The organism is Streptomyces sp. NPDC048277 (genome assembly GCF_040652235.1).
Lineage (GTDB): Bacteria > Actinomycetota > Actinomycetes > Streptomycetales > Streptomycetaceae > Streptomyces.
On record NZ_JBEZLQ010000020.1, the window covers coordinates 124,865 to 150,068 of the forward strand.

Sequence of the window (25,204 nt, forward strand, 5' to 3'; positions counted from 1 at the left end):
AAGTACGCGTAGGTAGACCCCAGGAGCCTCACACGCCCCCGAACAGCGCGCTCAGCCCCCGCTCCACGACCGCTTCGACGTCCTCCTCCCCGGGGGAGACGACCTCGTGGGTGCGCTGCAGGAAGCGGAACAGCGCCTGGGTGTCGAACTGGAGCAGGGCGAGCCCGTGCGGCGAGTGGAACTCCACGGCCGTACGGCCCCGGCCGCAGGGCCAGATGTGGACGTCCCCGCGGCCGGCCGGGGCGCTCAGACCCTGGTCCAGCAGGGAGCGGGCGAAGGTCCAGGTGACCTCCTCGCCGCCGAGGGTGACCTCGGCGGGGAAGTCGACGAACACGGCCAGCGGGTCGCCGGAGGTGTAGCGGAGCGTGGCGGGCACCGGGACCTCCTGGTCCTCGGCGGTGATCAGCCGGGCGCGAGCGGGTTGCTCGAAGGTGATGTCCATGCCTGTAGGACTCCGTCGGAGCCCTTCGCATGACGCGAAATCCGGACAGAGTTGCCGCGGTTGGCCGAGACCGCGACACTGTGAACACAGGCACGTCGAACAGCCGCCCGAGCGCGACACGAATTCCTCGAAAGGTAGAGCAAGTCACGTAGTCCCTCTACGACTTGCCCCACCTGGTCGCCTACGCCTTTCATGCGGGTCGACCAGCCCGTGAAGACTCTGGCATATGCCAGAAGCACCACCGTATCGTGTGTTGCCAAATCCCTTACAGGGCGTCGCAGGCTGTGCAACAGTCGTAACCGGTCCCACCGTTCGCCTTGGCCGTACAGTCCCGCATCGGAGTGCGTCATGCCGTCCCATGTCTCCGCGGACCGCCCCGCGGCCCAGCCGCCCGGGCGCGGCTCGGTCGAGGCGTTGATATCGCAGACGCGGCGGCTCAAGGGCGACGTGGACGCCGTGCGCCGGGACAGCCGCAGCGAGGGGGCGGATCCCCAGGAGCGGTGGCAGCGGGCGCTGTACGATCTGGCGCTGCATCAACTCAACGACCTGGACGAGCACTTGGCCCAGCTGCGGGACGGTCCTGCGCCGCTGCCCGCCGCGGCCGAGGGCGATGGGTCCCTGCCGGAGCTCCGCCCGGAGCCGGCCGGTGTCGCGCGCGAGTCGTTGCTCAGCAGGGTCGGCAGCGCGGAGTGGAACCTCCTGACGGACGAGGCCGGTTGGTCCGGCGAGCTCTACCAGATCCTCGGCCGCGACCCGGCCACGCCCGCCCTCACCCTCGACGAACTGCCCTCCCTGGTACTGGACGAGGACCGGTCCAGGCTGACCTCGATGGTCACCGACTGCCTGGTCGACGCCAAACCCATCGACGGCGAGTTCCGGGTCGTACGGTCCGACGGACATGTGCGGACCGTGCACATGATGGGCGAGCCCGTGCTCGGCGGCGACGGCAGCACCGCCTCGATGTGGGCCGTGCTGCGGGACGTCAGCGAACTGCGGCGCAGCCAGCGGACGGTGCGCGAGACCCATGACTCGATGCAGCGCCACCGCCGGCAGGCCCGGACCGGGCAACGGCTCGCCGCCGAGCTGCAGGAGGCCGTGCTGCCGCCGGGGCGGAGTATGCTGCGGCTCCCGGGCCGGGGCCCCGGCACGCTCGATCTCGCCGGCCACCATCTGCCGTCCGGTACCGACACACTGCTCGGCGGCGACTGGTACGACGCGCTGGAGCTGGCCGACGGCGACACCCTGCTGAGCGTCGGCGACCTCACCGGGCACGGTGTCTCCGTCACCTCGGACATGGCGATGCTGCTGGGCGCGGTACGCGGTATGGCGATGGCCGGCGCCCAGCCGGCCCATCTCATGTCCCTGCTCAACCAGTTACTCGACGCCACCGTGCAACCCGCGCTGGGCAGCGCCGTCTGCTGCCGCTACCGGCCCGCCACCCGCACCCTGACCTGGGCGCAGGCAGGACACCCCGCCCCGCTGCTGTACCGCGGCGGGACGGGGTGTGTGCTCAGCGCACCGGACGGCGTGCTGCTCGGCGCCACCTCGGGAGCCGGTTACGGGCAGGCCGAAGTGACCCTGGAACCGGGCGACCTGCTTCTGCTGGGCACCGACGGACTGGTGCCCGGACACGGCAGAGCGGACTCCCTGGACCGTCTCCTCGGCCTGGCCCCGCGGTTCGGGACGGCGGACACCGCTCAGGACTGCGTACGGGCGGTGGTCGAGGAGTTCGGCGAGAACGGGCGCGAGGACGAGGCCTGCGTGCTCATCGCCAAGGTGAGTGAATAACCAATTCAGCACACGTCGAGCGCACAGGCCCCTATGCCTGTGCGCTGTTGTTGCCCCCCCTGCTCTTGGGCTTGGGCAGGGCGAGCTTGATCTCCTCCCGCAGTTCCTGGATCTTCGGATAGCTGGAGTACTCGGCGGTGAGCCGGTACATCTGGCGCAGCCGGTCCCAGGTGCGGTGGGACGAGTTCGACCCCATCGACATCAGGGCCAACCGCGCGTACCGGTCCGCCTGTTCGGGGTCGTCCGCGATGAAGCAGGCGGACGCCATGGACAGGAAGTCGAAGATCTTCGACCGCTGCCGGCCGTCGACCCGGAGCGCCAGGGCCTTCTCCGCGTAGTGCTGGGCGTACGCGGCCGCGCTCGGGTCGTGCTCGGCCAGGGTGCGGTAGGCCAGGGCCTGCATGCCGTACAGATCCTCCTCCCGGAACATCTGCATCCAGCTCGGCGGCGGCACGTCGCCCCGGTCGGAGACGAAGAGGTCCTCCGCCTGGCCGAGGGTGCGGCGCATCGCCTGGCCCCTGCCCATCGACGCCTGTGCCCAGGCCTCGATGGTGTGGAGCATCGCCCGGGTGCGCGGCAGCACCTCGTCGCCCGAGCCGGACTTGGCGAGCTTCATCAGGTCGAGTGCGTCGTCGGGCCGGCCGAGGTGCACCATCTGGCGAGCCGCTCTGGAGAGCGCCTCCCCGGCACGCGGCCGGTCGCCGCCCTCACGGGCCGCGTGGGCGGCGATGACGAAGTACTTCTGGGCCGTGGGCTCCAGGCCGACGTCGTGCGACATCCAGCCCGCGAGGACGGCGAGGTTGGCGGCGACGCCCCACAGGCGCCGCTGGAGATGGTCGGGGTGGCGGTAGGCGAGCATGCCGCCCACTTCGTTGAGCTGTCCCACCACGGCCTTGCGCTGGAGCCCGCCGCCGCGGGCCGCGTCCCAGGCACGGAACACCTCGACGGAGCGCTCCAGTTCCTCGATCTCCTCGGACCCGATGGGGGCGGCCTCGTAGCGGTCGAACCCAGCGGGGTCGGCGTGCAGAGGGTCGTCGAGGACGGGGGCGTCGGCCTTGAGTGTGGGGTCGGTGTGCAGCCAGTCGTACATGGCACCGCTGAGTACGGATCCCGCGGTGAGCGCGGCACCCGCGCCCACCAAGCCGCGTCGGTTGAGCATGAGGTCCATTCCCGTGAATTCGGTGAGGACCGCGGCGGTTCGTTCGGGCGCCCACGGCATGCCGTCGGGATGTTCCACGTTCCCGTCGTCCGGCCGTTTTCCCGTACGCCCGTGCCGTACCAGACCGAGGTCCTCGATGGTCACGACACGGCCGAGACGCTCGGTGAACAGGGCCGCCAGCACCCGCGGTACCGGATCGCGCGGGATCTCTCCCGTGTCGATCCAGCGCCGCACCCGGGAGGTGTCGGTCGACAGCTGGGGGTGGCCCATGGCCGCCGCCTGCCGGTTGACCAGCCTCGCGAGTTCGCCCTTGGACCAGCCGGCCAGGCCGAACAGGTCCGAGAGGCGGGTGTTGGGTTGTCCGCTCACGTCAAGCCCCCAGGTTCTCGGCTGAGTTGACAGTAGCCCCGTGACGGTTGCCGGGCGACTATTCGCCACGGTTCGCCAGGGTGCGCCAGATGGTGTGCCACTGGGCCTCGGGTGTCAGGTAGGAAAGCGCCACCCCGACCCGGTCGCCACCGAACGGACACACTCCCCAGGGTGTGCCCGGGCGGCCGGGACGGGTTGGACACGAGAACCTCACAGCAGGACTTCTCAGGCAGGCACCGCAGGTACACGAAGGGATCTGTATCGCCCATGTACGCAGCATCGTCCTCCGTGTCCGCCCCGCCCCGGCCGCTGCGCCCCCGTCCGGCGGGCAGCGGACCCTATCTCGACCCCGCACGTACAGGGGCCGCCGTTCCGGTCGTGGGCCGGCAGCGGCGCGGCGCGGGTCTCGGCACCCAGCCCCTCAGCGGGAGACTCGACCTGTCCGGCCCCCAGGGCGCGCAGCTGCGCGCCGCGATCGCGTCGGTGCACCGGATCTGCCCGGAGTTCGCTCCGGTCCAGGTGCTGCGCCGCACCGGGCGGTCGGTGATCCTCGTCGGGACGACGGGGCGCAACACGGCCGTGGCGAAGTGTCTACTGGACCACTCCCCCGCCTGGGCGGAGCGGTCCCGCCACGAGATAGCCGCATACCGCTCGTTCGTCCGGCACCGGCCGCCGATCCGGGTGCCGAGGCTGATCGCGGCGGACCCGGACAACTGCACGCTGGTGATCGAGCGGATGCCCGGCCGGGTGGCGGCGATGCAGCGCCATCCGGCGGAGGCTCCGCCCCGGGCGGACATCCGGGCCGCCCTGGGCGCGATCTGCCGGCTGAACGCGTGGCGGCCCCCGGCGGGCACCTTCGACGCCCCGCTGGACTACGCGGCCCGTATCTCCTGGTACCACGAGCTGGGTCTGCTCACCGACCGGGACATGGGGGACCTGCAGAAGCTGCTGCACGGCATCTCGGTCGCGGCGGGCCGCCAGGGGATGGGCCAGTTCTGCCACGGCGATGCCCTGCTCTCGAACATCCTGCTGTCCCCGGCCGGTCCAGTGCTGGTGGACTGGGAGCACGCGGGCTGGTATCTGCCGGGGTACGACCTGGCGACGCTCTGGTCGGTCCTCGGCGACGCCCCGGTGGCACGCCGTCAGATCAGCCAGATCGCCCAGTCGGCGGGGCCCGCGTCCCGTGACGCCTTCCTGGTGAACCTGATGCTGGTGCTCACCCGGGAGATCCGGACCTACGAGACCGCCGTGCAGCGTTCGATGCACGACGCGACCCCGGCGGCACCGGGTACGGCCCACCCGGGCGTCGCGCCGACCGGCGAGGAACAGCGGCTGCTGCTCCGGCGGCTGCACGACGACTGCCACATGGCCCGCCGGGCCGTGCGCGCGGCGGTCGGCACTCGCTGACGGGGACGGGAATCCGCGGTGCGCTCAGGGCATTGGCGCATCGCGGATTTCTTGTGTGCCCGCGCGGGGCCCGACGCCCCCGGCGCGAAACTCCCAAGAACATCGTATGACATGGGAAATCACCCTCCTCTGGGCATGATTGACGGATCGTCGGCAAGCCGGTACCACTGAGCCACGCTCAGCCCCGCACGCCCCGCCGCGCTCGAAACGCCCCAGGAGGCCGCATTGCGAGGACACGTCACCGAGCCAGATCCCGCCCACCGTGGCAGACGTACGCGCAGGACGGCCGGTGCCGTCGCCTCCGCGGCACTGCTGCTGCCGCTGCTGGGCGCGGCTCCGCCCCCGGACACGACCGAGTCGTCCGCCGGACTGCTCCAGCGCGCGTTCGCGTCCGCCGCCACCGAATACCACGTGCCGCAGAGCGTTCTCCTGGCCGTCTCCTACCTCCAGTCCCGCTGGGACACGCACGACGGCGCGCCGAGCGTGACCGGCGGCTACGGCCCGATGCACCTGACCGACGCGCACACCGCGCTGGCCACCGCGACCGAGCACTTCGCCGACGGCACCGAGGACCCCCGCGGCGACAGCGCCCGGCCCGCCCTGCACCCGAGCGCGAAGGTGCCGGCGAACTCCGTGCTCCCGGCCCGGCTCAAGACGCTCACCAGGGCCGCCGAACTGACCGGCATCCCGGCCGCGGAACTGCGCACCGACCCGGCGGCCAACGTGGCCGGCGGCGCCGCCCTGCTCGCGGCCGCCCAGAAGGACCTGCACCAGCCGCCCAGCGCCGATCCCGCGGACTGGTACGGCGCGATCGCCCGCTTCTCCGGCGCCGACGACACGGCGACCGCCGCGGCGTACGCGAACGACGTGTTCGACGTGCTCCACACGGGCGAGGAGCGCACCACGGACGCCGGACAGCGCGTCGCGCTCGCCGCCCAGCCGGGCCTGAAGGCCGACACCGCGCAGCTGAGGCTGACCGGGCTGCACACGGTGGCGGCGGACGACACCGAGTGCCCGACAACGGTGTCGTGCGAGTGGATCCCGGCGCCGTACGCGCAGTTCGGGACCAACGACTACGGCAACCACGACCTGAGCGACCGGCCGGTCTCGCAGAGCATCAAGTACATCGTCATCCATGACACGGAGGGCTCCTGGGACACGACCGTCAAGCTGGTCCAGGACCCGACCTATGTGTCCTGGAACTACACCATCCGCTCGACCGACGGTCTGATCGCCCAGCACGTCAAGGCGAAGGACGTGGCCTGGCACGCGGGCAACTGGTACATCAACGCCAAGTCGATCGGCATCGAGCACGAGGGCTTCCTCGCCTCGCCGGACGCCTGGTACACGGAGGCGATGTACCGGGCGTCGGCCCGGCTGGTGAAGTACCTCTCCGACGAGTACGGCGTCCCGCTGGACCGGCAGCACATCCTCGGCCACGACACGGTGCCCGGCCCGACCACCTCCACGATCCCCGGGATGCACACCGACCCGGGTCCCTACTGGGACTGGCGGCACTACTTCGAGCTGCTGGAGCACCCCTTCAAGCGCACGGCGGGCAAGAAGGGCGGCCTGGTCACGATCCTGCCGGACTACGCCACGAACCAGCCGTCGTACACCGGCTGCGTCACCAAGGGCCAGCCGTGCGCCGCGCACGGCTCCGACGAGGTCCGGCTGTACTCCGACCACGACGAGAACTCGGCCCTGATCAAGGACATCGGCCTCGGTAGGACCCCGACGACCGATGTGAACGACCTCTCCTCACGGGTCTCCACCGGCCAGCAGTACGCGGTGGCGGACACCTGGGGGGACTGGACGGCGATCTGGTACCTGGGGCAGAAGGCCTGGTTCAAGAACCCGGCGAACGCGCCGACGGCGGTGCCCGCGGCAGGCCTGGTGATCACGCCCAAGGCCGGTCTGACCAGCGTCCCGGTGTACGGCCGCGCCTATCCCGAGGCGGCCGCCTACCCCTCCGGAGTGCCGGCCCAGTCGATCTCCCCGCTGCCGTACACGGTCCCCGCGGGCCAGGAGTACGTGGTCGGTGACGAGGTGCCGGGCGAGTACTTCTACGCGGTCACCTTCACCACCGACTCGCACCGGGTCGTGGTCGGCAAGGATCTGTACTACGAGATCCAGTACGGCCACCGCGTCGCCTTCGTCCGCGCGGCCGACGTCGTTGTGGCGCCGTCGAGCAGGTGGGCGAAGCGGTAGCCGGCTGTCAGCCCTGCTGGAAAAGCTCCGCCGGGAGCGGCTTCAGCAGGGCGTACAGGTCGTCGGTGATGGGGCGGTCCCAGGCGGCGATGGTCACCAGGACGCCGTCGCTGCGGTCGAACTGGACGCAGGAGATCCGGCTCTCGGAGAGCTTGAGACGGCGCACGATCAGCAGGTTGTCGCCCTGCAGGACCGGCATGTCCTCGGTTCCCACGACGGTGACGTCCTCGTCGTTCTCCAGGGCGAGGAGGAGCTGGCCGACCTCGAACGGGATCTCGCCCTCCTCCACCTCGCGGGCCGGTGAGCCCTCGGGGAGGTTGCCGATGATCATCGCGGGGCCGCGGCCGCCGAAGAGGTCGTAGCGCAGGAAAACGCCCTGGCAGGTGCCGTCGGGGGCGGGCAACAGCCCGGCGCCGAGGTTACCGGGCCAGTCGCCCGGGTCCATGGCCAGTACGTCGAAGTCGGGGCCGGCGGGAGTGGCGCTGCGGCGACGGAGGAACGACATGCGGTCCATGGTACGGGGCCCAAGTGGTGGGGCGGGGATCAGTGCCGGTGTGTGTGAGCGGCGGGGGTGCGTGAGGCCCGGTGGACGGGTGCGGGACCTCCGCCGCCCACGCGGCGGGGCCGCATATCGGATGCAGCCCCGCGCCCCTGGGGTGTCGGTGCCGGCGCCCGCTACAACGGTGCGCGTTCCATCGCCGCCAGTTCGGCTCGGGCCGTTTCCGCCAGGCCGTCCGCTCCGCACCGCTCGGCCGTTTCGAGGCCCCTGCGCAGTTGGTCGGCGTCGCCGAGTTCCGTGCCCAGGGCCACCAGCGCGCACGCCAGTTCGTAGGCCGCCGGGGAGCGGTCCAGGTGGGCCACCGACTCCTCCAGGTACCGCACGCGGGCCTCGCCCGTCGAGACCTCCGCCGCCGTGCGCAGGGCCTGGCCGATGGCCGAGGGGGCGCCGAACTGGCGGGCGCGGGCGACCGCTTCCAGGGCCGTGGCGAGGGCGCGGTCGGGCGTGTCGTGGGCCTCGGCCCGGGCCAGGTGGAGCTGCCAGGGGCACCACGCGGGGTTGCGGATGCCGCGTGGTTCGAGGCGGCGGCCCGCCGCGGTGAGCTCGGCCGCGGCGGCCTTGGTGAGGCCGCGGGCCAGGAGCAGCTCGCCGTAGACCGTCTGGGCGTCGGGGAAGACCACGGCCGCGGGGAACGGCTCCCGGAAGGAGTGGTTCTCGGCGACCCGGGTGGCCTCCTCGGTGCGCCCGCGGGCGATGAGGGTCTGGATGAGCGTGCCCAGGGCGTACCAGTGGGCGGGGGTGCCGGGGCCGACCCGCTCCGCGAGGCGCAGGCCGGAGCGGACGAGGTCCTCCGCCTCGGCGAGGCGCCCGCGCCGGTAGCGGACGTAGCCGAGGAGTGTGTAGGCGAAGGAGAGGTGGGCGCCGCGCCAGCCCTGGCGTTCGTAGTCGGCGATCCCATCGGCGAAGAGTTCCTCGGTGCGGTCGGGCCGGTCGGCGTACATGAAGGCGAGGGAGACCAGGACGGGGACCTCGAAGCCGCGGTCGGGCTCGGCCCACCTCAGGCCGCCGGTGAGAGCGCGTTCGGCGTGGTGGAGGGCGACGTCGGCGGGTTCGCCGCGCTGGATCGCGTCCCAGGTGCGCAGGCCGATGATGTACCGCTCGGTGAGGTCGCGGCCCTGGAGGCGGTCGGCGAGCCGGGCCAGGCGGCGGGAGCGGGCGGGATGGTCGGGTTCGTCGGCGCGAAAGGCGTCCCACATGAACTGTTCCGAGAGCATCCGCAGCCGTACCCGGGCGTCGCCGGTCACCCGGATCTCGTGGGCGAGGGTCTCGGAGGCCTCGGCGAGGCGGTCGCTGTGGGCGAGTACCTGGGAGAGCCGGTAGACGATCTGGTGGCGCAGGGCGGGGTCGGCGATGGGCTCCTGGAGGGCCGCGCGGAGGTGGTTGACGGTGGTGGCGGGTTCGGTGAGCAGGGAGGCGCTGCCGAGTTCGTGGAGGACGGCAGCGCGCTCCTTGGCGCGCGGGGGTTCGCGCAGGGCCCGGGCGAGGTAGTTGCGGGCGGTGTCGGGGGCGCCGGCCCGGAGGGTCTCACCGGCGGCGGCGCGCAGCTGCTGGACGACCCAGACGTCGCCCTCGGGGTGGGTTTCGAGGAGGTGGCGGGCGGCGGCGGTGGCGCCCTGGCCGTCGTCGATCACGCACCAGGCGGCCTGGCCGTGCAGGGCGACGCGGGTGGCGGGCGGGATGGCCCGGTAGACGGCGGTGGCGATCAGCGGGTGGACGAACTCCAGGGTCTCGGCCCCGGTGAGGACCCGGGCGCCGCGCAGGGCGTCGGCGGCGTCGGCGGCCTCCTCGTGGCCGAGGCCTGCGACGGCGGCGGCGAGCGCGGGATGGATCTCGGTGCCGAGGACGGCGCAGGCCCAGGCGAACCGGACGGCGGAGGGGCCGAGGCGTTCGAGCCGGGCGATCAGCCCGCTGCCCTTGACGGCGGCGGCGAGGTCGCGCAGCAGCGGCGCGCCGGCCTCGGTGGGGTCCAGGCCCCGGTCGTGGACCTTGGCGGTCAGCTCGACGATCTCGAAGGGGTTGCCGGAGGTGACGGCCCAGGACTCGTGGCAGAAGGTGTCGTCGGCGTGTGCGCCGAGGCTTTCGCGGACCAGTCCGGCGACGGCGTCGGCGCTGAGCGGTTCGAGGTCGTGCGGGCGGCCGCCGGCCCGGCCGGGCAGTCCGCGCAACGCCTCGGCGTGGTCGGGGAGTTCGTCGGGGCGGTACGCGACGACGACGAGCAGCGGGAGTTGCTCGGCGCGGGGTGCGAACGCGGCGAGCCAGCCGAGGGATTCGGGGTCGGCCCAGTGTGCGTCGTCGAGGACGAGGACCATCGGGGCGCGCCGCACGGCGAGGTGGGTGAGCACCCAGTCGAGGCCGTCGCGCAGGCCCTGCTGGTCGGGCGGGGCGCCCTCGGTCGGCGCGCAGAGACCGAGGGCGGGGCCGACGATGTCGTACCAACTGCCCAGTGAGGCACGGAGTTCGGCCTCGGGCGCGCCCGCGAGGCGGGGCTGCAGGAGCTGGCGGGCGACATGGAAGGCGACGCGCTGTTCCTGATCGCCGCCGCGTGCGGAGAGCACGGTGCAGCCCTGGGCGGTGGCGCGGCGGCGGACCTCGGCGAGGAGCGTGGTCTTCCCGATGCCGGCACGGCCGGCGAAGGCGAGCAGTGCGCCGAGCGGCCGGTCGGCCGGTGCCGCGCCGTCCGTGTCCAGGCCGGTGAGCTCGGTGAGCTCGGCCAACGCCTCGTCCACGGCGGTGAGTTCGCTCTCGCGTTCGTAGAGCGTCCGTCGGTTCCGCAGGACCCGCTGTCCCATGACCACCCCCTGCCACGGTGATGCGCGAGCGCGGGGGGCGGGCGCGCACCGTGGCTTGCAGGCAGCTCAGCGTACGCCCCGCGGGGGTGATCCGCTCCCTACTGTGGGTTACTGGTCCGGGGGTCTTGACATCACTCCTCGGCCGGTGCAGGCGGGACCACCGCGATCGGGCCGACCGCGTGCAGCAGCACGGCGTGGGTGACGGATCCCAGCATCCGGGCCGGGGCGAGCAGCCGCCGGCGGTGCCGGCCGACCACGACCAGCTCGGCGCCCTTGGAGGCGGCGACCAGCAGGCCGGCCGCGTCGCCGGGCAGCGCGAAGGCGTCGGCTCGCACGTTCGGGTGATCCTTGAGGTACGGGGCCAGAAAGCCCTCGGCGAGGGTGCGGGTCTCCTCCTCGACCTCGCCCTGGCCGATGACCGGCGGGACGATCTCCCCGGCCGCGACCCAGGACTGCAGCGGCCACGGGTAGGCGGCGATCACCTGGAGCCGGGCACCGCGCCGCGCGGCCTCCGCGAAGGCGAAGGTGAGGGTCGGTTCGTCGGGGCTGTCCACGTCCAGCCCGACGACGACCCGCGGCCCGGGCTCGGCGGGCAGTTCGTCGTCGACCGGGCGGCCCGGCCGGGGTACGACGACCACGGGGCACTCGGCGTCGCGGGCGGCGGCCATCCCGTTGGAGCCGAGCAGCAGGCTGGCGAAGCCGCCGCGGCCGCGGGAGCCGAGCACCAGCAACTGGGCGTCGGAGCCCAGTTCGGGCAGCAGCGCGGTCGGCGCGCCCTCCAGGGCGACGTACTCGACGGTCGGCCGCCCGGCGCCGGCGTGCAGCCGGTCGCGGACCTCGTCGAGCACGGGGTCGCCCGCGGGGGCGTCCTCCCCGGCGACCAGGACGTCCGGCTGCCCCCAGGCGGCGTACTGGCGTACGTGCACCACGCGCAGCGGCGCGTCCCGTCGCCGGGCCGCGTCGGCGGCCCAGTCCAGGGCGCGCAGGCTGTCGTCCGAACCGTCCACCGCGGCGATGACCGGCGCAGTGCTCATCGTTCCTCACCTCCGGAATACGACCTTCCGATCCGGGGCCAGCCTGTCTCAGGCGGCGGCCCCGGAAGGGCGCTGCTGGTCACGTGTCCGGAAATCCTTGTGGAACACCCCCCGGTTCACCTCTCTGCCGCGGAACCGGGGGCAGCACTCAGGTCAGATCGAACTCGCCCTCCCGGGCCCCCGACACGAAGGCTCCCCATTCGGCGGGGGTGAAGATCAGGGAAGGGCTCTCCGGGCTGCCGCTGTTGCGCATCGCGATGAATCCCTCGACAAAGGCGATCTGGACATCCCCCAGGCCACGGCTGCTGGACTGCCACTCGGCTCCGCTGAGATCCAGCTCCGGCTTCTCCCAGCCCAGTGTCCGCTGCTGCTGGATGGTGCTCTCGGCCACGTCCGTGCTCCTCCCGACTCGTCGTCCGCGGCCAGCCTAGCGATCGGTTCCGGCACTCGACAGGCCACGTGAGGCGGTCCTTTCAGGAGTCCGGGGCCTCGGCCCCGACGAGCCACATCGAGAAGAACTGGGAACCGCCGCCGTAAGCGTGTCCGAGGACCTTCCTGGCCCCGTCCACCTGGTGTTCTCCGGCCTGGCCGCGCACCTGGAGGGCCGCCTCGGCGAACCGGATCATGCCGGAGGCGCCGATCGGATTGGTGGAGAGCACTCCGCCCGACATGTTGACGGGGAGGTCCCCGTCGAGTTCGGTGACACCCGATTCGGTGAGTTTCCAGCCCCCGCCCTCCTCGGCGAAGCCCAGGTTCTCCAGCCACATGGGCTCGTACCAGGAGAACGGTACGTACATCTCCACGGCGTCGATGTCCCGGCGCGGGTCGGCGATGCCGGCCTGCCGGTAGACGTCCGCCGCGCAGTCCTTCCCTGCCTGCGGCGACACGGCGTCCTTGCCGGCGAACAGGGTGGGTTCGCTGCGCATGGCGCCGCCCAGCATCCAGGCCGGCGGCTTAGGAGAGCGGGCGGCTCCCGCCCGGTCGGTGAGGACCATGGCGCAGGCGCCGTCGGAGGAGGGGCAGGTCTCCGAGTAGCGGATGGGGTCCCACAACATGGGGGACGCCTGGACCTTCTCCAGGGTGATGTCGTGCTCGTGCAGGTGGGCGTACGGGTTCTTCAGCGCGTTGCGCCGGTCCTTGTAGGCGACCAGCGAGCCGACCGTGTCGGGGGCGCCGCTGCGCCGCATGTAGGCCCGCACATGGGGTGCGAAGAAGCCGCCCGCGCCCGCCAGCAGCGGCTGCTGGAAGGGGATGGGCAGGGACAGCCCCCACATGGCGTTGGACTCGGACTGCTTTTCGAAGGCGAGGGTCAGCACGGTGGAGTGGACGCGGGCGGCGACGAGGTTGGCCGCGACCAGCGCGGTCGACCCGCCCACCGAGCCCGCCGTGTGGACCCGCAACATGGGTTTGCCCACGGCTCCCAGGGCGTCCGCGAGATACAGCTCCGGCATCATCACGCCCTCGAAGAAGTCGGGCGCCTTGCCGATGACGACGGCGTCGATGTCGGCCCAGCCCAGCTCGGCGTCGTCGAGCGCGCGGCGCGCGGCCTCGCGCACGAGCCCCGCGATGGACACGTCCCGCCGGGCCGCGACATGTTTGGTCTGGCCGATCCCTACGACGGCCACGGGCTCCTTGCTCATCGCGGATCCCCTTCGAGTACGGCGACCAGGTTCTGTTGCAGACAGGGCCCGGAGGTGGCGTGGGCGAGTGCGCGGTCGGACTCGCCCCGGTGGATCCGGGCGGCGGCCTCGCCGATCCGGATCAGCCCGGCGGCCATGATCGGGTTGGCGGCCAGGGGCCCGCCGGACGGGTTCACGCGCACGTCGTCGCCGAGCCGGAGCGCCTTGCGCAGCACGACCTCCTGGGAGCTGAACGGCGCGTGCAGCTCGGCGGTGTCCACGGGCCGTTCGAAGGCACCGGCCTTCTCGGCGGCGAGCCGCGCGGACGGCGAGTCGGTGAGGTCGCGGACGCCGAGGCTGTGCGCCTCGATGCGGTGGTCGATCCCCCGGATCCAGGCGGGCCGCTCACACAGCTCACGGGCCCGCTCCCCCGCCGCGAGGATCACGGCGGCGGCCCCGTCGCCGATGGGCGGGCAGTCGCCGGTCCGCAGGGGCCGTACGGCGTACTCCCCCTGGGCCACCGAACCCCTGAGCTGCGCATGGGGGTTGGAGCCGGCGTCCGCCCTGCTCCGGGCGCCGACGGCGGCCAGCGCGGGCTCGTCGGTCTCCCCCGCGTCGATGAGGGCCTGCGCCTGGAGGGCGGCGAGCGCGACGGAGTCCGGCCAGAGGGGGGCCACGTAGTAGGGGTCGAGCTGCCGGGTCAGCACGTCCCGCACCGAGCCGGGCGAGGACTTGCCGTAGGAGTACACGAGCGCGGTGTCGGCGTCTCCCGTCAGCAGCTTGGTCCAGGCCTCGTACAGCGCCCAGGCGCCGTCCATCTCGACATGCGACTCGGAGATCGGCGGCCAGGCGCCGACACCGTCGAGGGCGAGGGTGAAGGAGAAGGCGCGGCCGGCCAGGTAGTCGCTGGAGCCGGAGCAGGTGAAGCCGATGTCGGCGGTCTTCAGCCCGGTCTGTTCGAGTACGTCGTGCAGCACCGGCATGAGCATCTCCACCTCGGAGAGCTCCTCGCTGGTGCGCCGGTGGTCGGTCTGCGCGAAGGCGACCAGTGCGATGTCACGCATCACAGCAGCTCCTTGTAGGTGTCGTAGTCCGCGTCGGGCTCGCCGGTGGGCCGGTAGTGGTCGGGATAACGCGCCCCTTCGGTCCACACGGGTTCGACCCTCAGCCCCATCCGCACCTGGTCGTAGGGGATGCCGCCGATCCGGCCGTGCAGGGCGAGGCCGGCGCCGTCGAGGGCGATGTGGGCGTAGACGTACGGCACCTCGATGTCGAGGTTCCTCGCCTTGATGTTGACGATGCAGAAGGTGGTGACCGTGCCCCCGGGACCCACCTCGACCTGTTCCGATGTGGCCACCCCACATGTGGGGCACGCACCCCTCGGTGGGACGTACACCTTCCGGCAGGAGGGGCAGCGCTCGCCGTAGGTCCGCTGTGACGACAGGGCGTTGATGTAGGCGGACTGGGCGCGGCCGGGCGAGTAGGTGTAGTCGAGGCGGGCGTGGGCGACGATGCCGTGGACGGCGTCCTCGAACACGCCGTCGTGCCCGCCGGGTTCGACCGCCTCGCCGTCGTACGGCTCGAAGCAGGCGATGTCGGTGATGGCGCCGGAGCGCTCCTCGGCCCAGCGGACACGGACGCGCATGCCGGTGTGCACGGCGTCGGGTCCGGGCGCGTCGAGGGCGTGCAGCAGGGCGGTGTCGGCACCGTCGAGCCGGACCAGCACCCAGGCGAAGGGGGTGCCGAGGGGCTGGCCGCGACGGGGTTCGTGGTTCCAGGCCCAGGTGGTGACCGTGCCCATGGGAGCAACCTCGACGAGGTCGCGGATCTCCTCGGCGCTGACGGGGTCGTACTCGACGGGCGGGACGAGGGTGCGGCCGTCGCCGGTCTTCACCCCGAGGACGACGCGTTCGCGCAGCCCGGTGAGAAAGGCGCTCTGAACGGGCCCGAGGGACCGCGTGAAGGGGAACTCGACGACGAGGGGAGCTTTGAGGACTTCAGGCATCCTGGCTGCCTCCTTGACAAGGCCGGTGTGTAGCGCCCCGAAAGGGGCGCGGGGAACTGCGCGACCAGCCACACACGGCCCGCAGTGTCAAACGCACCTCGAAACACTCACGCGCGCTTGTAGACGGGCAGCCGCTTCTCCGCAAAAGCGCGGGCCCCTTCCCTCGCATCCGCCGTGTCGAAGATCGGCCACCCCCGCTTCAGCTCCGCGGCCAGCCCGTCGGTCTCCGTCAGTTCCGCGGTCTCGTACACCGACGCCTTGACCGCCTCGACCGCCAGCGGCCCGCACGCGTTGATCTGCTCGGCGATCTCCAGCGCCTTGTCGAGCGCGCCCCCGTCCGGGACGACATGCCCGACGAGCCCGATGTCCGCGGCCTCACGCGCGGTGTACGGCCGTCCGGTCAGCAGCATCTCCAGCGCGTGTGTGCGCGGGACCTGGCGTTGCAGCCGGACCGTGGAGCCGCCGATCGGGAAGAGCCCGCGTCTGACCTCGAAGAGACCGAACGTCGCGGACTCGCCGGCGACCCGGATGTCGGTGCCCTGGAGGATCTCCGTGCCGCCCGCGACGCAGTACCCCTCGACGGCGGCGATCACCGGTTTGCGCGGGCGATGGTGGCGGAGCATCGCCTTCCAGTGCAGATCCGGGTCGGCCTTCAGCCGGTCGCGCAGATGCTCGCCCTCCATGCCCTTTCCGGCCAGCGCCTTGAGGTCCATCCCGGCGCAGAAGGCACCTCCGGCCCCGGTGAGCACGATCGAGCGGACGCCGTCGTCCTCGTCGGCCTCGATCCAGCCGTCGTACAGTCCGACGAGCATGGAGATCGAGAGCGCGTTCTTCGCCTCGGGCCTGTTGAGCGTGAGCACCAGTGTGGCGCCCTCGCGCCGCACGGTGAGGTGTTCCGTCCCACCCATGGACCGTCTCCCCTCTGAAAGAACGAGAACAGGTTGCAGTAGGGCGGGAGGCACTTCAAGGGTTTTCTGACACACAGTCAGATTTCTTCGCGCGAACCCTTCCCACTTGCCGCGCCCTTTGCTCTGATGACCGGCGAACCGACAGTTGCGCCTTTCTTCGTCATGGTTGCCGGGGTCAGGAGGAACGGTGGAGTACAACCTTGCCGACCTGTTCGAGTCGGTCGTCGACGTGGCCGCGGACCGCGAGGCGCTCGTGTACGTCGACCATCCCGGCACGGGTGCGGAACGCCGGTTGACCTATGCGGAGCTGGACGCCGCCGCCAACCGCATCGGCCATCATCTGATCAACAGCGGGATCCGCCCCGGCGAGCACCTCGGGCTGCACCTCTACAACGGGGTCGAGTACCTCCAGACCGTGTTCGGGTGCCTGAAGGCGCGGGTCGTGCCGGTCAACGTCAACTACCGCTACGTCGAGGAGGAGTTGGTCTACCTCTACCGGGACGCCGATCTGGTCGCGCTGGTCTTCGACGCGGAGTTCGACGACCGGGTGGCGGCGGCGCTGCCCCGGGCGCCGAAGCTGCGGCACCTGGTACGCGTGGGCGACCCGGTGGGCGCGGGGCTCAAGGCCCTCGCCTTCGCGGAGGCCGAGGCGGCAGGGGCGCCCGGGCGCGGGTTCCCGGCACGCTCGGGCGACGACCAGTTCATCATCTACACCGGCGGTACCACGGGGATGCCCAAGGGTGTGATGTGGCGTCAGGAGGACCTGTTCTTCGCCGGGCTGGGCGGCGGATCGCCAACCGGTGAGCCGGTGAAGCGGCCGGAGGAGCTGGCGGAACGGGTGGCGGCGGGCGGGACCGGGATCACCTTCTTCCCCACTCCCCCGCTGATGCACGGCACATCGACGCTCACCTCCTTCATCGGCTTCAACTTCGGGCAACGGGTGGTGATCCACCGCAAGTTCGTGCCCGAGGAAGTGCTGCGGACCGTCGAGAAGGAGAAGGTCACCAGCATGTCGCTGGTCGGCGACGCCATGCTGCGTCCGCTGATCGACGCGCTGAACGGGCCGATGAAGGGCACCGACTGCTCCGCCCTGTTCAGCGTCTCCTCGTCGGGTGCGATCCTCTCCGAGACCGTCCGCCGCCAGTTCAGCGAACTCGTCCCGAACGCCATGCTGCTGAACAACTTCGGGTCCTCCGAGTCCGGCTTCAACGGCACCGCGACCGACGACTCCGGGGCCGGCAGCGGGTTCCGGGTCCGCGTCAACTCCCGTACCCAGGTGGTCGATCCGGCCACCCATGAGCCGGTCGCGGTGGGCGAGATCGGCCGGGTCGCACAGAGCGGACACGTACCGCTCGGCTACTACAACGACCCGCGGAAAACCGCCGAGACCTTCTTCGAGAAGGACGGCCGCCGCTGGGTCCTCCTCGGTGACATGGCGACCGTCGACGAGGACGGAGTGGTGACCGTGCTCGGGCGGGGCTCGCAGTGCATCAACACCGGGGGCGAGAAGGTGTACCCGGAGGAGGTCGAACAGGCCCTGAAGTCGCATCCGGATGTGTACGACGCGCTGGTGGCCGGGGTGCCGGACGCGACGTGGGGCAACCATGTGGCGGCCGTGGTGCAACTGCGCGAGGGCGCGGCACAGCCGTCCCTCTCCGACATCCAGACCCACTGCCGCAGCCACTTGGCCGGATACAAGATCCCCCGCCAGCTGGTGATCACCGAGGCCATCCAGCGGTCGCCGAGCGGCAAGGCGGACTACCGGTGGGCACGGGAGGTGGCGGTGGCCGCCGACCGATAGGGAGCGCGGGTGCGCCACCGCTGCGGGGCGGTACGGGGGCCGTACTCTTTGCGAGCGGTTGACTCGGGTGGTTGAACGTGGGGTTACGTCAGGCCGTACGCCAGGTTGGCGGCTCTGGCCTGCAGGTCCGGTCCGCCGTGCCATCACCGGGCTTCGCACGGAAGGACGTACGGGTGTCGCACCTCCCGCCCCCTCGCCAACTGCTGGACACGGACGCGGACGCGCCGCCTCCGGATCAGCCGGAGGGGACATCGGCCGCACCGGCGGACACCGCCCCCGAGCCGAGCGCCGTGCCGGACGCGCGCCCGACGGACGACAAGACCGACATCGAGACCGAAGCTGAGGCCGAGACCGAGACCGAGACGAACGATCCGGGCAGGGGACCCGAGGCAGCCGAGGAAACCGACTCGGACACGCCTCCCGGAGCGGAGAAGGCGGCGGGCGACGAGCAGCGCGCGGCACCGGAAGCGCCGACCGGCGACGCGCAGCGCGCCCCGGAGGACGAGGCGACCGCCGACGAAGCCCGCGGCGCGGCGGACGAAGAGACCAACGACGCGGCGGACGAGGCGACCCGCGGCGAAGAGCACGGCGCGGCGGGCGAGGCGACCGCCGACGCGCACCCTTCCGCCGTCGACGACGACGGCGTCCCCGAGGCCGCGGAGCCACAGGCCGACCCCGCCACGGCCGAGAACGAAGGGGTGGAAGGGGAGGGCGCGGAGGAAACCGAACCCGCGTCGCCGGCCGCCGCCTCCACCCGGCCCGGCTGGTTCGGCTGGCGCCGTCGTTACCCCCGCGCCGCGGCCGGTGTGCGGGTGGGCACGAGTGTCCTGGCCGGTGCGTTCGTGCTCGGCGCGATCCTCATGCCCGACCGCCTCGACCGGTTCACCGTCCAGTCCTTCCTCCGCCTCCCCGTCGAGGCGGTCGTCCTCGCGATCGTGCTGCTCGCACTGCCGTCGAAGGCACGGCGGATCGCGGCCTTCGCCACGGGCGCGCTCCTCGGCCTGTCCACCGTCCTGAAGTGCCTCGACATGGGCTTCTACCAGACCCTGGCCCGACCGTTCGACCTGGTCTTCGACTGGGTTCTGCTGACCGACGCGGCGGACTGGGTGAAGGACTCGTTCGGTCACGCGGGCGAGGTGCTCGCGGTGATCGGCGTGATCGTCCTGCTCATCGCCGTGCTCGTGCTGAGCGCGCTCGCGATGGTGCGGCTGGCGAACGTGATGGCCCGGCACCGCCCGCTGGCCGTGCCCACCACGCTCGTTCTCGGCACCGTGTGGATCACCTGTTTCACGCTGAGCGTGCAGTTCGGCAGTGTCCCGTTCGCCACCAAGGGCTACAGCCAGTTCCTCGCCAACCGTGTGCAGTACGTCCGCGACGGGCTGGGGGACGCCGACGTCTTCAAGAAGCAGCTCGTCGTCGACGCCTACGCCAAGACCCCGTCCGACCAGTTGCTGACCGGACTGCGCGGCAAGGACGTGCTGTTCACCTTCATCGAGAGCTACGGCCGGGTGGCGATCGACGATCCGGCGATGGCGCCGGAGATCGACGCGACGCTCACGGAGGGGAACAACCGGCTCAAGGCGGCCGGATTCGCGGCACGCAGCGGCTGGCTCAGGTCGCCCGTGACTGGCGCCGGCAGCTGGCTCGCCCACTCGACGTTCCTGTCCGGCCTGTGGGTGAAGAACCAGCAGCGGTACCGGACCCTGACCACCAGTGACCGCGCGACCCTCACCAGCTACTTCCAGAAGACCGGGGCCTGGCGCACGGTCGGCATCGTCCCGGGTGTGCGCAAGGCCTGGCCCGAGGGCAAGTACTTCGGCCTCGACCACATCTACGACTCCACGCACCTCGGCTACGAGGGTCCGTACTTCAGCTGGACGCCGGTGCCGGACCAGTTCAGCCTGGAGGCCTTCCAGAAGCTGGAGCACGGGAAGAAGAACCGCGACCCGATCATGGCGGAGATCATCCTGGCCTCCAGCCACAACCCCTGGTCCCCCATCGCCCACATGATCGACTGGAAGGACCTCGGGGACGGCAAGATCTTCTACAAGATCAAGAAGGAGGGCACGAACCCCACGGAGGTCTGGAAGAGCGCGCAGCGCGTGCGGACGGAGTACCGCAAGGCGATCCAGTACTCCCTGGACAGCCTGACCCAGTGGATGCAGCGCTACGGCGACGACAACACCGTCCTCGTCTTCCTCGGCGACCACCAGCCCGTCCCGACGGTCACGGCCGGCAGCACCAGCAGGGACGTTCCGGTCACCATCGTCGCCCGTGACCCGAAGGTCCTGGACCGGGTCTCCGGGTGGGGCTGGACGGAGGGGCTCAAGCCCGCGGACAACGCACCGGAGTGGGCCATGAACAAGTTCCGGGACCGGTTCATGACGGCGTTCGGGCCGCAGGGCTGAGTCCGGCTCAGGCGTCCAGGAAGCCGGCGGTACGGCCGAGGAACCACTCCGGATCGTCGAGCCAGGGGTAGTGACCGGCACCGGGCTGGACGGCGACCTCGGCGGCGGGGAAGGCCTCGGCGGCGCGCCGCGCCAGTGCGGGGCCGGGGCCGCCGTCGAGTTCACCGGCGTACACCAGGACGGGGGCGGTCAGGGCACGCAGGGCGGCGCGGGTGGCGTCCGGGGTGAAGGCGCCGTCGGCGAAGTACCGGGCGCCCGCCCGGTCGTTGGTCTGCGCCTCGGCGGCCGCGTCATGGGCCCGGGCGGCGGCGTCCCAACGGCCGTAGAAGAAGGGCATGAACACCTCGTCGAAGTCCCCGGTGCCCGCCAGCCACGCCTCCAGCGCGGGGAACGCCTCCTCGAACCAGGGCTCCGCCGCCCGCAGCCGGGCCGCCGCGAGCCGCTCCTCGGGGGTGGTCCGCAGGCCCAGGGCCGAGGGGTTGCCGGTGATCAGCGCGAGCCGCCGTATCCGGTGCGGATGGGCCGCCGCGTACAGGATCGCCAGGCTCGCGCCCGCCGAGTGCGCCAGTACATCCATGTGGTCGCACCCTATGTGGGTCCGCAACATCTCCACGTCGTCGACCATGCGGTCGCAGCGGTACGACGCCGGGTCGGCGGGCACCGCGGAGTCGCCGGTCCCCCGCAGGTCGAGCAGGACCAGCCGGCGGTGAGCGGACAGTCCGCCGAGGTCCCCGAGATAGGCGGAGGCACGCATGGGCCCGCCCGGCAGCACGACGAGCGGTTCGCCCCGGCGTCAGGCGGCCGGGACCGGTTTGCTCACCCGGAACGCGAACTGTCCGCAGAACGTGAGCTTGCGCAGGTTCACCAGGGCCGTCTTGCGGTCGCCCTTGCGTGCCCAGGTGTCGATCTGCGTGTTGAGCGGCGACTCCTTCCGCCAGAACCGGCCGTACTCGTACTTCCGGGTGCCGTGGTAGGTGCGCATGATCAGTGTCACGCCGTCGAGCGAGGGCCGGATCTCCTCCAGGGCGAGCCCCGCCTCCTCGACCAGCACCCGGAATCCGTACGGCGTGTAGTTCCACAGGCTGTAGGAGTGGTAGGGCTCGAACTGGGAGGTGCTGCCGATGAACAGCCCGCCCGGTCGCAGCACTCTGCCCACCTCCGCGAGCAGTTCCCTGGGCCGGGCGACGTGCTCGAAGACCTGGTGGGAGTAGACCAGCGGCAGGGTGTCGGAGCGGAACGGCAGGTTGACGCCGTCGAAGTACACCACGGTGTCGGCTCCGGACCGGCGCTGCGCGGCCTCCGGGGAGTCGCGGATGTCGACGCCCACCCACCGGACGCCGGAATCGTGCTTGCGGAAGAGCTCGGCCGACGTGCCCCGGCCGCACCCGAGGTCGACCACCCGGTCCGGTGCCCGCGGCGAGCGCATGGCCTCGTCGAGGTAGTAGCGGGAGGTGACCTGGCGGGCGTGGTCGTCGGGGATGCAGTCGTGCATGAGTTCCCACAGCGTCGACATGCACCCAAGCTACGGAGGTGCCCTTCGCTAGGCCACATCCAGACGGGGGTTCGGGGCGTCTGTCATCCCTTGGGGCGAACGGGGCACCGCGGACGACGGCACCGGCCGGCCGATGCCGGACAGGTCGCGGGCGGTCACGCTGTTGCGGTCGGCGACCGTGCGGCCCAGGGCGTGGTACGGCCACAGTCCCCCGGCCTGCCGGCGGCTGCGCTCGTTCCACTCCAGGGCCTCGGCGGCGCGGGCCCGGAAGAAGTTGAGCGCGTAGCCGCCGGCGTGGATCCGCAGCAGGAAGAACCCGCCCGGGTACTCCTTGGCGGCGCCCACCTCCTGCAGGGTCACATGAGGGGCGAGCGGCACATGGGTGCGCTTGTTTCGGTGGGTGTGGCCGACATGGTGGAGGAACACACCCGGGGCGGCGGCATAGGCCCGGAGGATGTCGCGGGCCTGGCGGCGGCCCAGGCGCTGTGCGGGGCTCACCGGGAAGAGGGCGTCCCGGACGGTGAGCGGATGGTGTCCGAAGACCACGGTGGGCTGTTCCCTGTGGGCGCGCAGCCGGCGCCGGAACCAGGACAGCTGCTCGGCGCCGAGGCCGCCGGCGTCACCGCCGTTGCCGCGCTTGTCGTAGGTGTCGAGCCCGATGATCCGCAGTCCGCCCACGTCGTGCTCGAACCAGCCGGGACGGTCCTGTCCGCCGAACACCCGGTGGAAGGCGTCGCCGTCGCGCGTGCCGCGGTCGTGGTTGCCCCGCACGACGAAGTAGTCCCGTGCGTGGGTGCCGAAGCCGTCCAGGATCCGTCTGGCCTCCGCCAGGTCGTGCGGCCCGCCGCCGGCGGAGAGGTCGCCGGCGGCCAGCAGCAGCTGGGCTCCGCGGCGGCGGGCCTCCTCGACCACTGCGCGGCTCATGAGTTCCGGGTACGGGGTGAGCCCCGCCCGCTGGGCCACTCCGCGCAGGAAGGGGACGCCGGCCACCAGACCGGCGACGCTCTCACCGATGTGCAGGTCGTTGCAGAGGGCGACGGAGAGGAGGTGGCGGCCGGGCGGGGGCTGGGGGGTGGTGAAGGAGTAGGGGCCGCCGGGCGAGCCGAGGCCGTGCCGGGAGGTGCCGGCCGCGTTGCCGCGTACCAGGTGCAGCGCGGTGGGAGTGGCGGGGACGCCCCGGGAGCGGGCCTGGTAGTAGTACGTCTGTCCCGGCTCCAGGCCGGTGAGCTCTATGTGGTGGTGTGCGGTGGGCCGGTCCTCTCCCGCGGTGCGGTTGAGGCGGGCGGGGTGGGTGCCGTAGACGACCTCGCCCTCGGTGACGGCGGGCAGCATGCGGCCGGTGCCGTCGTCGGTGCCGGGCAGGGCGGTGTGCCAGGTGATGACGGCGCGGTCCTCGGTGAGGGTGACCAGTTCCAGGTGGACGGCGGCGAGGGAGCGGGGGTGCCGGGGGCGGGCCGTGGGGACGGCGGACCGGAGCAGGGCGGGAGTCAGCAGGAAACCGGAGCGCAGCACCTCGCAGGGGCCGGGCAGGCCCGCGAGTGCGCCGAGGGGGACGGGGAGGCAGCAGCGCATGTCTGCTGTCTGCACGCCACCGGTGAACGCCGGACGTGGTGCCGGAAGCCGCGCAAGGTATGGAACCAGACTTCTTGGCTCCTCACGAGGCGTGGCCGAACCGCTCCCGCAGCTCCCGCTTCAGGATCTTCCCGCTGGCGTTGCGGGGCAGCGCGTCCACGAACAGGATCCGCTTGGGTGCCTTGAAGGCGGGCAGGGTCTCCTTCACATGGGCGATCAGTTCGGCCTCGTCGGCCTCGCCGCGCGGCACGACGACCGCCGTGACCGCCTCGATCCACCGCTCGTCGGGCAGGCCGATCACGGCGGCCTCGGCGACCGCCCGATGGGTGTAGAGGGCGTCCTCGACCTGCCGTGAAGCGACCAGTACGCCACCGGAGTTGATGACGTCCTTCACCCGGTCGACGATGGTGAAGTAGCCGTCGGCGTCGCGCAGCGCGAGGTCGCCGGAGTGGAACCAGCCGTCCCGGAAGGCCTCTTCGGTCTCCTCGGGCTTCTCCCAGTAGCCCTCGCACAACTGCGGTGAGCGGTAGACGATCTCACCGGGGGTGCCGTCGGGCACGTCCGCGCCGTCCTCGCCGACCACGCGTGCCTCGACGAACAGCACGGTACGGCCGCAGGAGTCCAGCCGCCCCTTGTGCTCCTCGGGGGCGAGCACGGTGGCCAGGGGACCGATCTCGCTCTGCCCGAAGCAGTTGAACAGGGCCAGTTCCGGGAGCCGTTCACGGAGCCGTTCGAGCACGGGGACCGGCATGATCGACGCCCCGTAGTAGGCCTTGCGCAGTCCGCTCAGGTCGCGGGTCGCGAAGTCGGGGCGGTTGGACAGGCCGATCCAGACGGTGGGCGGCGCGAACAGGCTGTCCACGCGCCCGGCCTCGACCAGGTCGAAGAGCGTGTCGCCGTCCGGTCCGTCAAGGATGATGTTGGTCGCCCCGACCGCCAGATACGGCAGCAGGAACACATGCATCTGGGCGGAGTGGTAGAGCGGCAGGGCGTGCGCGGGCCGGTCCCCGGCGCTGAGGTCGAGGGCTGCGATCGCGCTCAAGTACTCGTGCACCAGCGCCCGGTGGGTCATCATCGCGCCCTTGGGCAGCGCGGTGGTCCCCGAGGTGTAGAGCAGCTGCACCAGTTCCTCGGTGCGCGGTTCGGGCCCGTCGTAGGGCGCCGCGTCGGGGAGTCGCGCGAGCAGCGAGCCGTCGGCGTCCCGCAGCGGCAGCACCCGTACGTCGTCGGGGAGTCGGCCGGAGAGGCCCGGGTCGGCGAGCACGAGCGTGCTGCCCGACTGGCCGACGATGTACGTGAGATCGGCGCCGGTCAGGTTCTGGTTGACGGGGACGTGCACCAGGCCGGCCCGGGCGCAGGCGAGGAACGCGATCAGGTAGGCGTCGGAGTTGTGGCCGTAGGCGCCGACCCGGTCGCCGCGTTCGAGGCCCTGGTCGAGCAGCACGCTCGCCGCCCGTGAGACGGCGTCGTCGAGTTCCTCGTACGTCCACCGGCGCTCGCCGTACTCGACCGCCACCCTTGCGGGGGTGCGCCGGGCGCTGCGTCGCAGTACCCCGTCAACCGTGCTGCCCTGTCCCTGCGTCATGACTCATGATCCTCGGTCCGTGGCCGGGGCAGGTCAAGCACCATGGCCACAGCACC

General features: G+C 71.8%; 18 protein-coding genes and 1 pseudogene. 5 read left to right on the forward strand and 14 right to left on the reverse strand.

The features are described from left to right. Positions 1-28: 28 nt before the first annotated feature. Positions 29-442, reverse strand: a complete 414-nt coding sequence (locus tag AB0D85_RS35665; RefSeq protein WP_355728501.1) for an SsgA family sporulation/cell division regulator — start codon at positions 440-442, stop codon at positions 29-31. Positions 443-790: 348 nt separating this feature from the next. On the opposite strand from AB0D85_RS35665, the gene AB0D85_RS35670 reads away from it, so the two are divergent. Beyond that, a complete protein-coding gene (locus AB0D85_RS35670; RefSeq protein ID WP_362329418.1) occupies positions 791-2,230 on the forward strand; it encodes a SpoIIE family protein phosphatase in 1,440 nt (479 codons plus the stop codon). A 31-nt stretch (positions 2,231-2,261) separates the two neighbouring features. On the opposite strand, the gene AB0D85_RS35675 is transcribed toward AB0D85_RS35670, so the two are convergent. Continuing rightward, on the reverse strand, positions 2,262-3,758 hold the full coding sequence (locus AB0D85_RS35675; RefSeq protein ID WP_362329421.1) for a hypothetical protein: 1,497 nt from the start codon (positions 3,756-3,758) through the stop codon (positions 2,262-2,264). A 267-nt stretch (positions 3,759-4,025) separates the two neighbouring features. On the opposite strand from AB0D85_RS35675, the gene AB0D85_RS35680 reads away from it, so the two are divergent. Both AB0D85_RS35680 and AB0D85_RS35685 read left to right on the forward strand, forming a co-directional pair. Beyond that, the gene (locus tag AB0D85_RS35680) at positions 4,026-5,165 is read left to right on the forward strand and encodes an aminoglycoside phosphotransferase family protein (protein WP_362329424.1); all 1,140 of its coding nucleotides are present in this window, start codon (positions 4,026-4,028) and stop codon (positions 5,163-5,165) included. Between the two features lie 225 nt (positions 5,166-5,390). Beyond that, a complete protein-coding gene (locus AB0D85_RS35685; RefSeq protein ID WP_362329428.1) occupies positions 5,391-7,376 on the forward strand; it encodes a peptidoglycan recognition family protein in 1,986 nt (661 codons plus the stop codon). Between the two features lie 7 nt (positions 7,377-7,383). On the opposite strand, the gene AB0D85_RS35690 is transcribed toward AB0D85_RS35685, so the two are convergent. The 8 genes from AB0D85_RS35690 to AB0D85_RS35725 all read right to left on the reverse strand — a co-directional run bounded on the left by AB0D85_RS35690 (position 7,384) and on the right by AB0D85_RS35725 (position 16,290). Next, complete coding sequence (locus AB0D85_RS35690; RefSeq protein ID WP_293997271.1) at positions 7,384-7,881, reverse strand: hypothetical protein; 498 nt, start codon at positions 7,879-7,881, stop codon at positions 7,384-7,386. 170 nt (positions 7,882-8,051) lie between these two features. Then, positions 8,052-10,724 (reverse strand): AAA family ATPase, encoded by a 2,673-nt coding sequence (locus tag AB0D85_RS35695; protein ID WP_362329431.1) that lies wholly within the window; start codon positions 10,722-10,724, stop codon positions 8,052-8,054. Positions 10,725-10,855: 131 nt separating this feature from the next. Beyond that, on the reverse strand, positions 10,856-11,758 hold the full coding sequence (locus tag AB0D85_RS35700; RefSeq protein ID WP_362329434.1) for a universal stress protein: 903 nt from the start codon (positions 11,756-11,758) through the stop codon (positions 10,856-10,858). A gap of 148 nt (positions 11,759-11,906) precedes the next feature. Beyond that, positions 11,907-12,149, reverse strand: a complete 243-nt coding sequence (locus AB0D85_RS35705; protein WP_362329437.1) for a DUF397 domain-containing protein — start codon at positions 12,147-12,149, stop codon at positions 11,907-11,909. Between the two features lie 82 nt (positions 12,150-12,231). Continuing rightward, on the reverse strand, positions 12,232-13,398 hold the full coding sequence (locus AB0D85_RS35710) for a thiolase domain-containing protein (RefSeq protein WP_362329440.1): 1,167 nt from the start codon (positions 13,396-13,398) through the stop codon (positions 12,232-12,234). Continuing rightward, positions 13,395-14,441 carry a thiolase domain-containing protein gene (locus tag AB0D85_RS35715; protein WP_362329444.1) on the reverse strand — a complete coding sequence of 349 codons (1,047 nt, stop codon included), beginning with the start codon at positions 14,439-14,441 and terminating at the stop codon, positions 13,395-13,397. Before AB0D85_RS35715 ends, AB0D85_RS35710 begins: the two co-directional genes overlap by 4 nt. Beyond that, positions 14,441-15,382, reverse strand: coding sequence for an OB-fold domain-containing protein (locus tag AB0D85_RS35720; protein ID WP_362329447.1), 942 nt, complete (start codon positions 15,380-15,382; stop codon positions 14,441-14,443). Before AB0D85_RS35720 ends, AB0D85_RS35715 begins: the two co-directional genes overlap by 1 nt. Positions 15,383-15,489: 107 nt before the next feature. Then, the gene (locus AB0D85_RS35725; protein ID WP_362329450.1) at positions 15,490-16,290 is read right to left on the reverse strand and encodes a crotonase/enoyl-CoA hydratase family protein; all 801 of its coding nucleotides are present in this window, start codon (positions 16,288-16,290) and stop codon (positions 15,490-15,492) included. Positions 16,291-16,477: 187 nt separating this feature from the next. On the opposite strand from AB0D85_RS35725, the gene AB0D85_RS35730 reads away from it, so the two are divergent. Then, positions 16,478-18,091 (forward strand): acyl-CoA synthetase, encoded by a 1,614-nt coding sequence (locus AB0D85_RS35730; RefSeq protein WP_362329453.1) that lies wholly within the window; start codon positions 16,478-16,480, stop codon positions 18,089-18,091. Between the two features lie 860 nt (positions 18,092-18,951). Beyond that, positions 18,952-20,499 (forward strand): sulfatase, encoded by a 1,548-nt coding sequence (locus AB0D85_RS35735; protein WP_362329602.1) that lies wholly within the window; start codon positions 18,952-18,954, stop codon positions 20,497-20,499. 7 nt (positions 20,500-20,506) lie between these two features. Here AB0D85_RS35735 and AB0D85_RS35740 read toward each other — a convergent pair. The 4 genes and pseudogenes from AB0D85_RS35740 to AB0D85_RS35755 all read right to left on the reverse strand — a co-directional run. Further along, positions 20,507-21,286 (reverse strand): annotated as a pseudogene (locus tag AB0D85_RS35740) (alpha/beta hydrolase); the annotation flags it as partial. 6 nt (positions 21,287-21,292) lie between these two features. Continuing rightward, positions 21,293-22,012: a class I SAM-dependent methyltransferase gene (locus AB0D85_RS35745; RefSeq protein ID WP_362329457.1), complete on the reverse strand. Its 720-nt coding sequence runs from the start codon at positions 22,010-22,012 to the stop codon at positions 21,293-21,295. A gap of 27 nt (positions 22,013-22,039) precedes the next feature. Further along, positions 22,040-23,578 (reverse strand): metallophosphoesterase family protein, encoded by a 1,539-nt coding sequence (locus tag AB0D85_RS35750; protein WP_362329460.1) that lies wholly within the window; start codon positions 23,576-23,578, stop codon positions 22,040-22,042. Between the two features lie 67 nt (positions 23,579-23,645). After that, entirely contained in the window at positions 23,646-25,148 is a 1,503-nt protein-coding gene (locus AB0D85_RS35755; protein WP_362329463.1) for an acyl-CoA synthetase, read from the reverse strand. Positions 25,149-25,204 lie beyond the last annotated feature (56 nt).

Bases quoted from the DNA above. Each gene is read 5' to 3' on its own strand.
- AB0D85_RS35665 (WP_355728501.1), bottom strand. From the start codon at position 442: ATGGACATCACCTTCGAGCAACCCGCTCGCGCCCGGCTGATCACCGCC.
- AB0D85_RS35670 (WP_362329418.1), top strand. From the start codon at position 791: ATGCCGTCCCATGTCTCCGCGGACCGCCCCGCGGCCCAGCCGCCCGGG.
- AB0D85_RS35680 (WP_362329424.1), top strand. From the start codon at position 4,026: ATGTACGCAGCATCGTCCTCCGTGTCCGCCCCGCCCCGGCCGCTGCGC.
- AB0D85_RS35690 (WP_293997271.1), bottom strand. From the start codon at position 7,881: ATGTCGTTCCTCCGTCGCCGCAGCGCCACTCCCGCCGGCCCCGACTTC.
- AB0D85_RS35695 (WP_362329431.1), bottom strand. From the start codon at position 10,724: ATGGGACAGCGGGTCCTGCGGAACCGACGGACGCTCTACGAACGCGAG.
- AB0D85_RS35700 (WP_362329434.1), bottom strand. From the start codon at position 11,758: ATGAGCACTGCGCCGGTCATCGCCGCGGTGGACGGTTCGGACGACAGC.
- AB0D85_RS35710 (WP_362329440.1), bottom strand. From the start codon at position 13,398: ATGAGCAAGGAGCCCGTGGCCGTCGTAGGGATCGGCCAGACCAAACAT.
- AB0D85_RS35715 (WP_362329444.1), bottom strand. From the start codon at position 14,441: ATGCGTGACATCGCACTGGTCGCCTTCGCGCAGACCGACCACCGGCGC.
- AB0D85_RS35720 (WP_362329447.1), bottom strand. From the start codon at position 15,382: ATGCCTGAAGTCCTCAAAGCTCCCCTCGTCGTCGAGTTCCCCTTCACG.
- AB0D85_RS35725 (WP_362329450.1), bottom strand. From the start codon at position 16,290: ATGGGTGGGACGGAACACCTCACCGTGCGGCGCGAGGGCGCCACACTG.
- AB0D85_RS35735 (WP_362329602.1), top strand. From the start codon at position 18,952: ATGCCCGACCGCCTCGACCGGTTCACCGTCCAGTCCTTCCTCCGCCTC.
- AB0D85_RS35745 (WP_362329457.1), bottom strand. From the start codon at position 22,012: ATGTCGACGCTGTGGGAACTCATGCACGACTGCATCCCCGACGACCAC.
- AB0D85_RS35755 (WP_362329463.1), bottom strand. From the start codon at position 25,148: ATGACGCAGGGACAGGGCAGCACGGTTGACGGGGTACTGCGACGCAGC.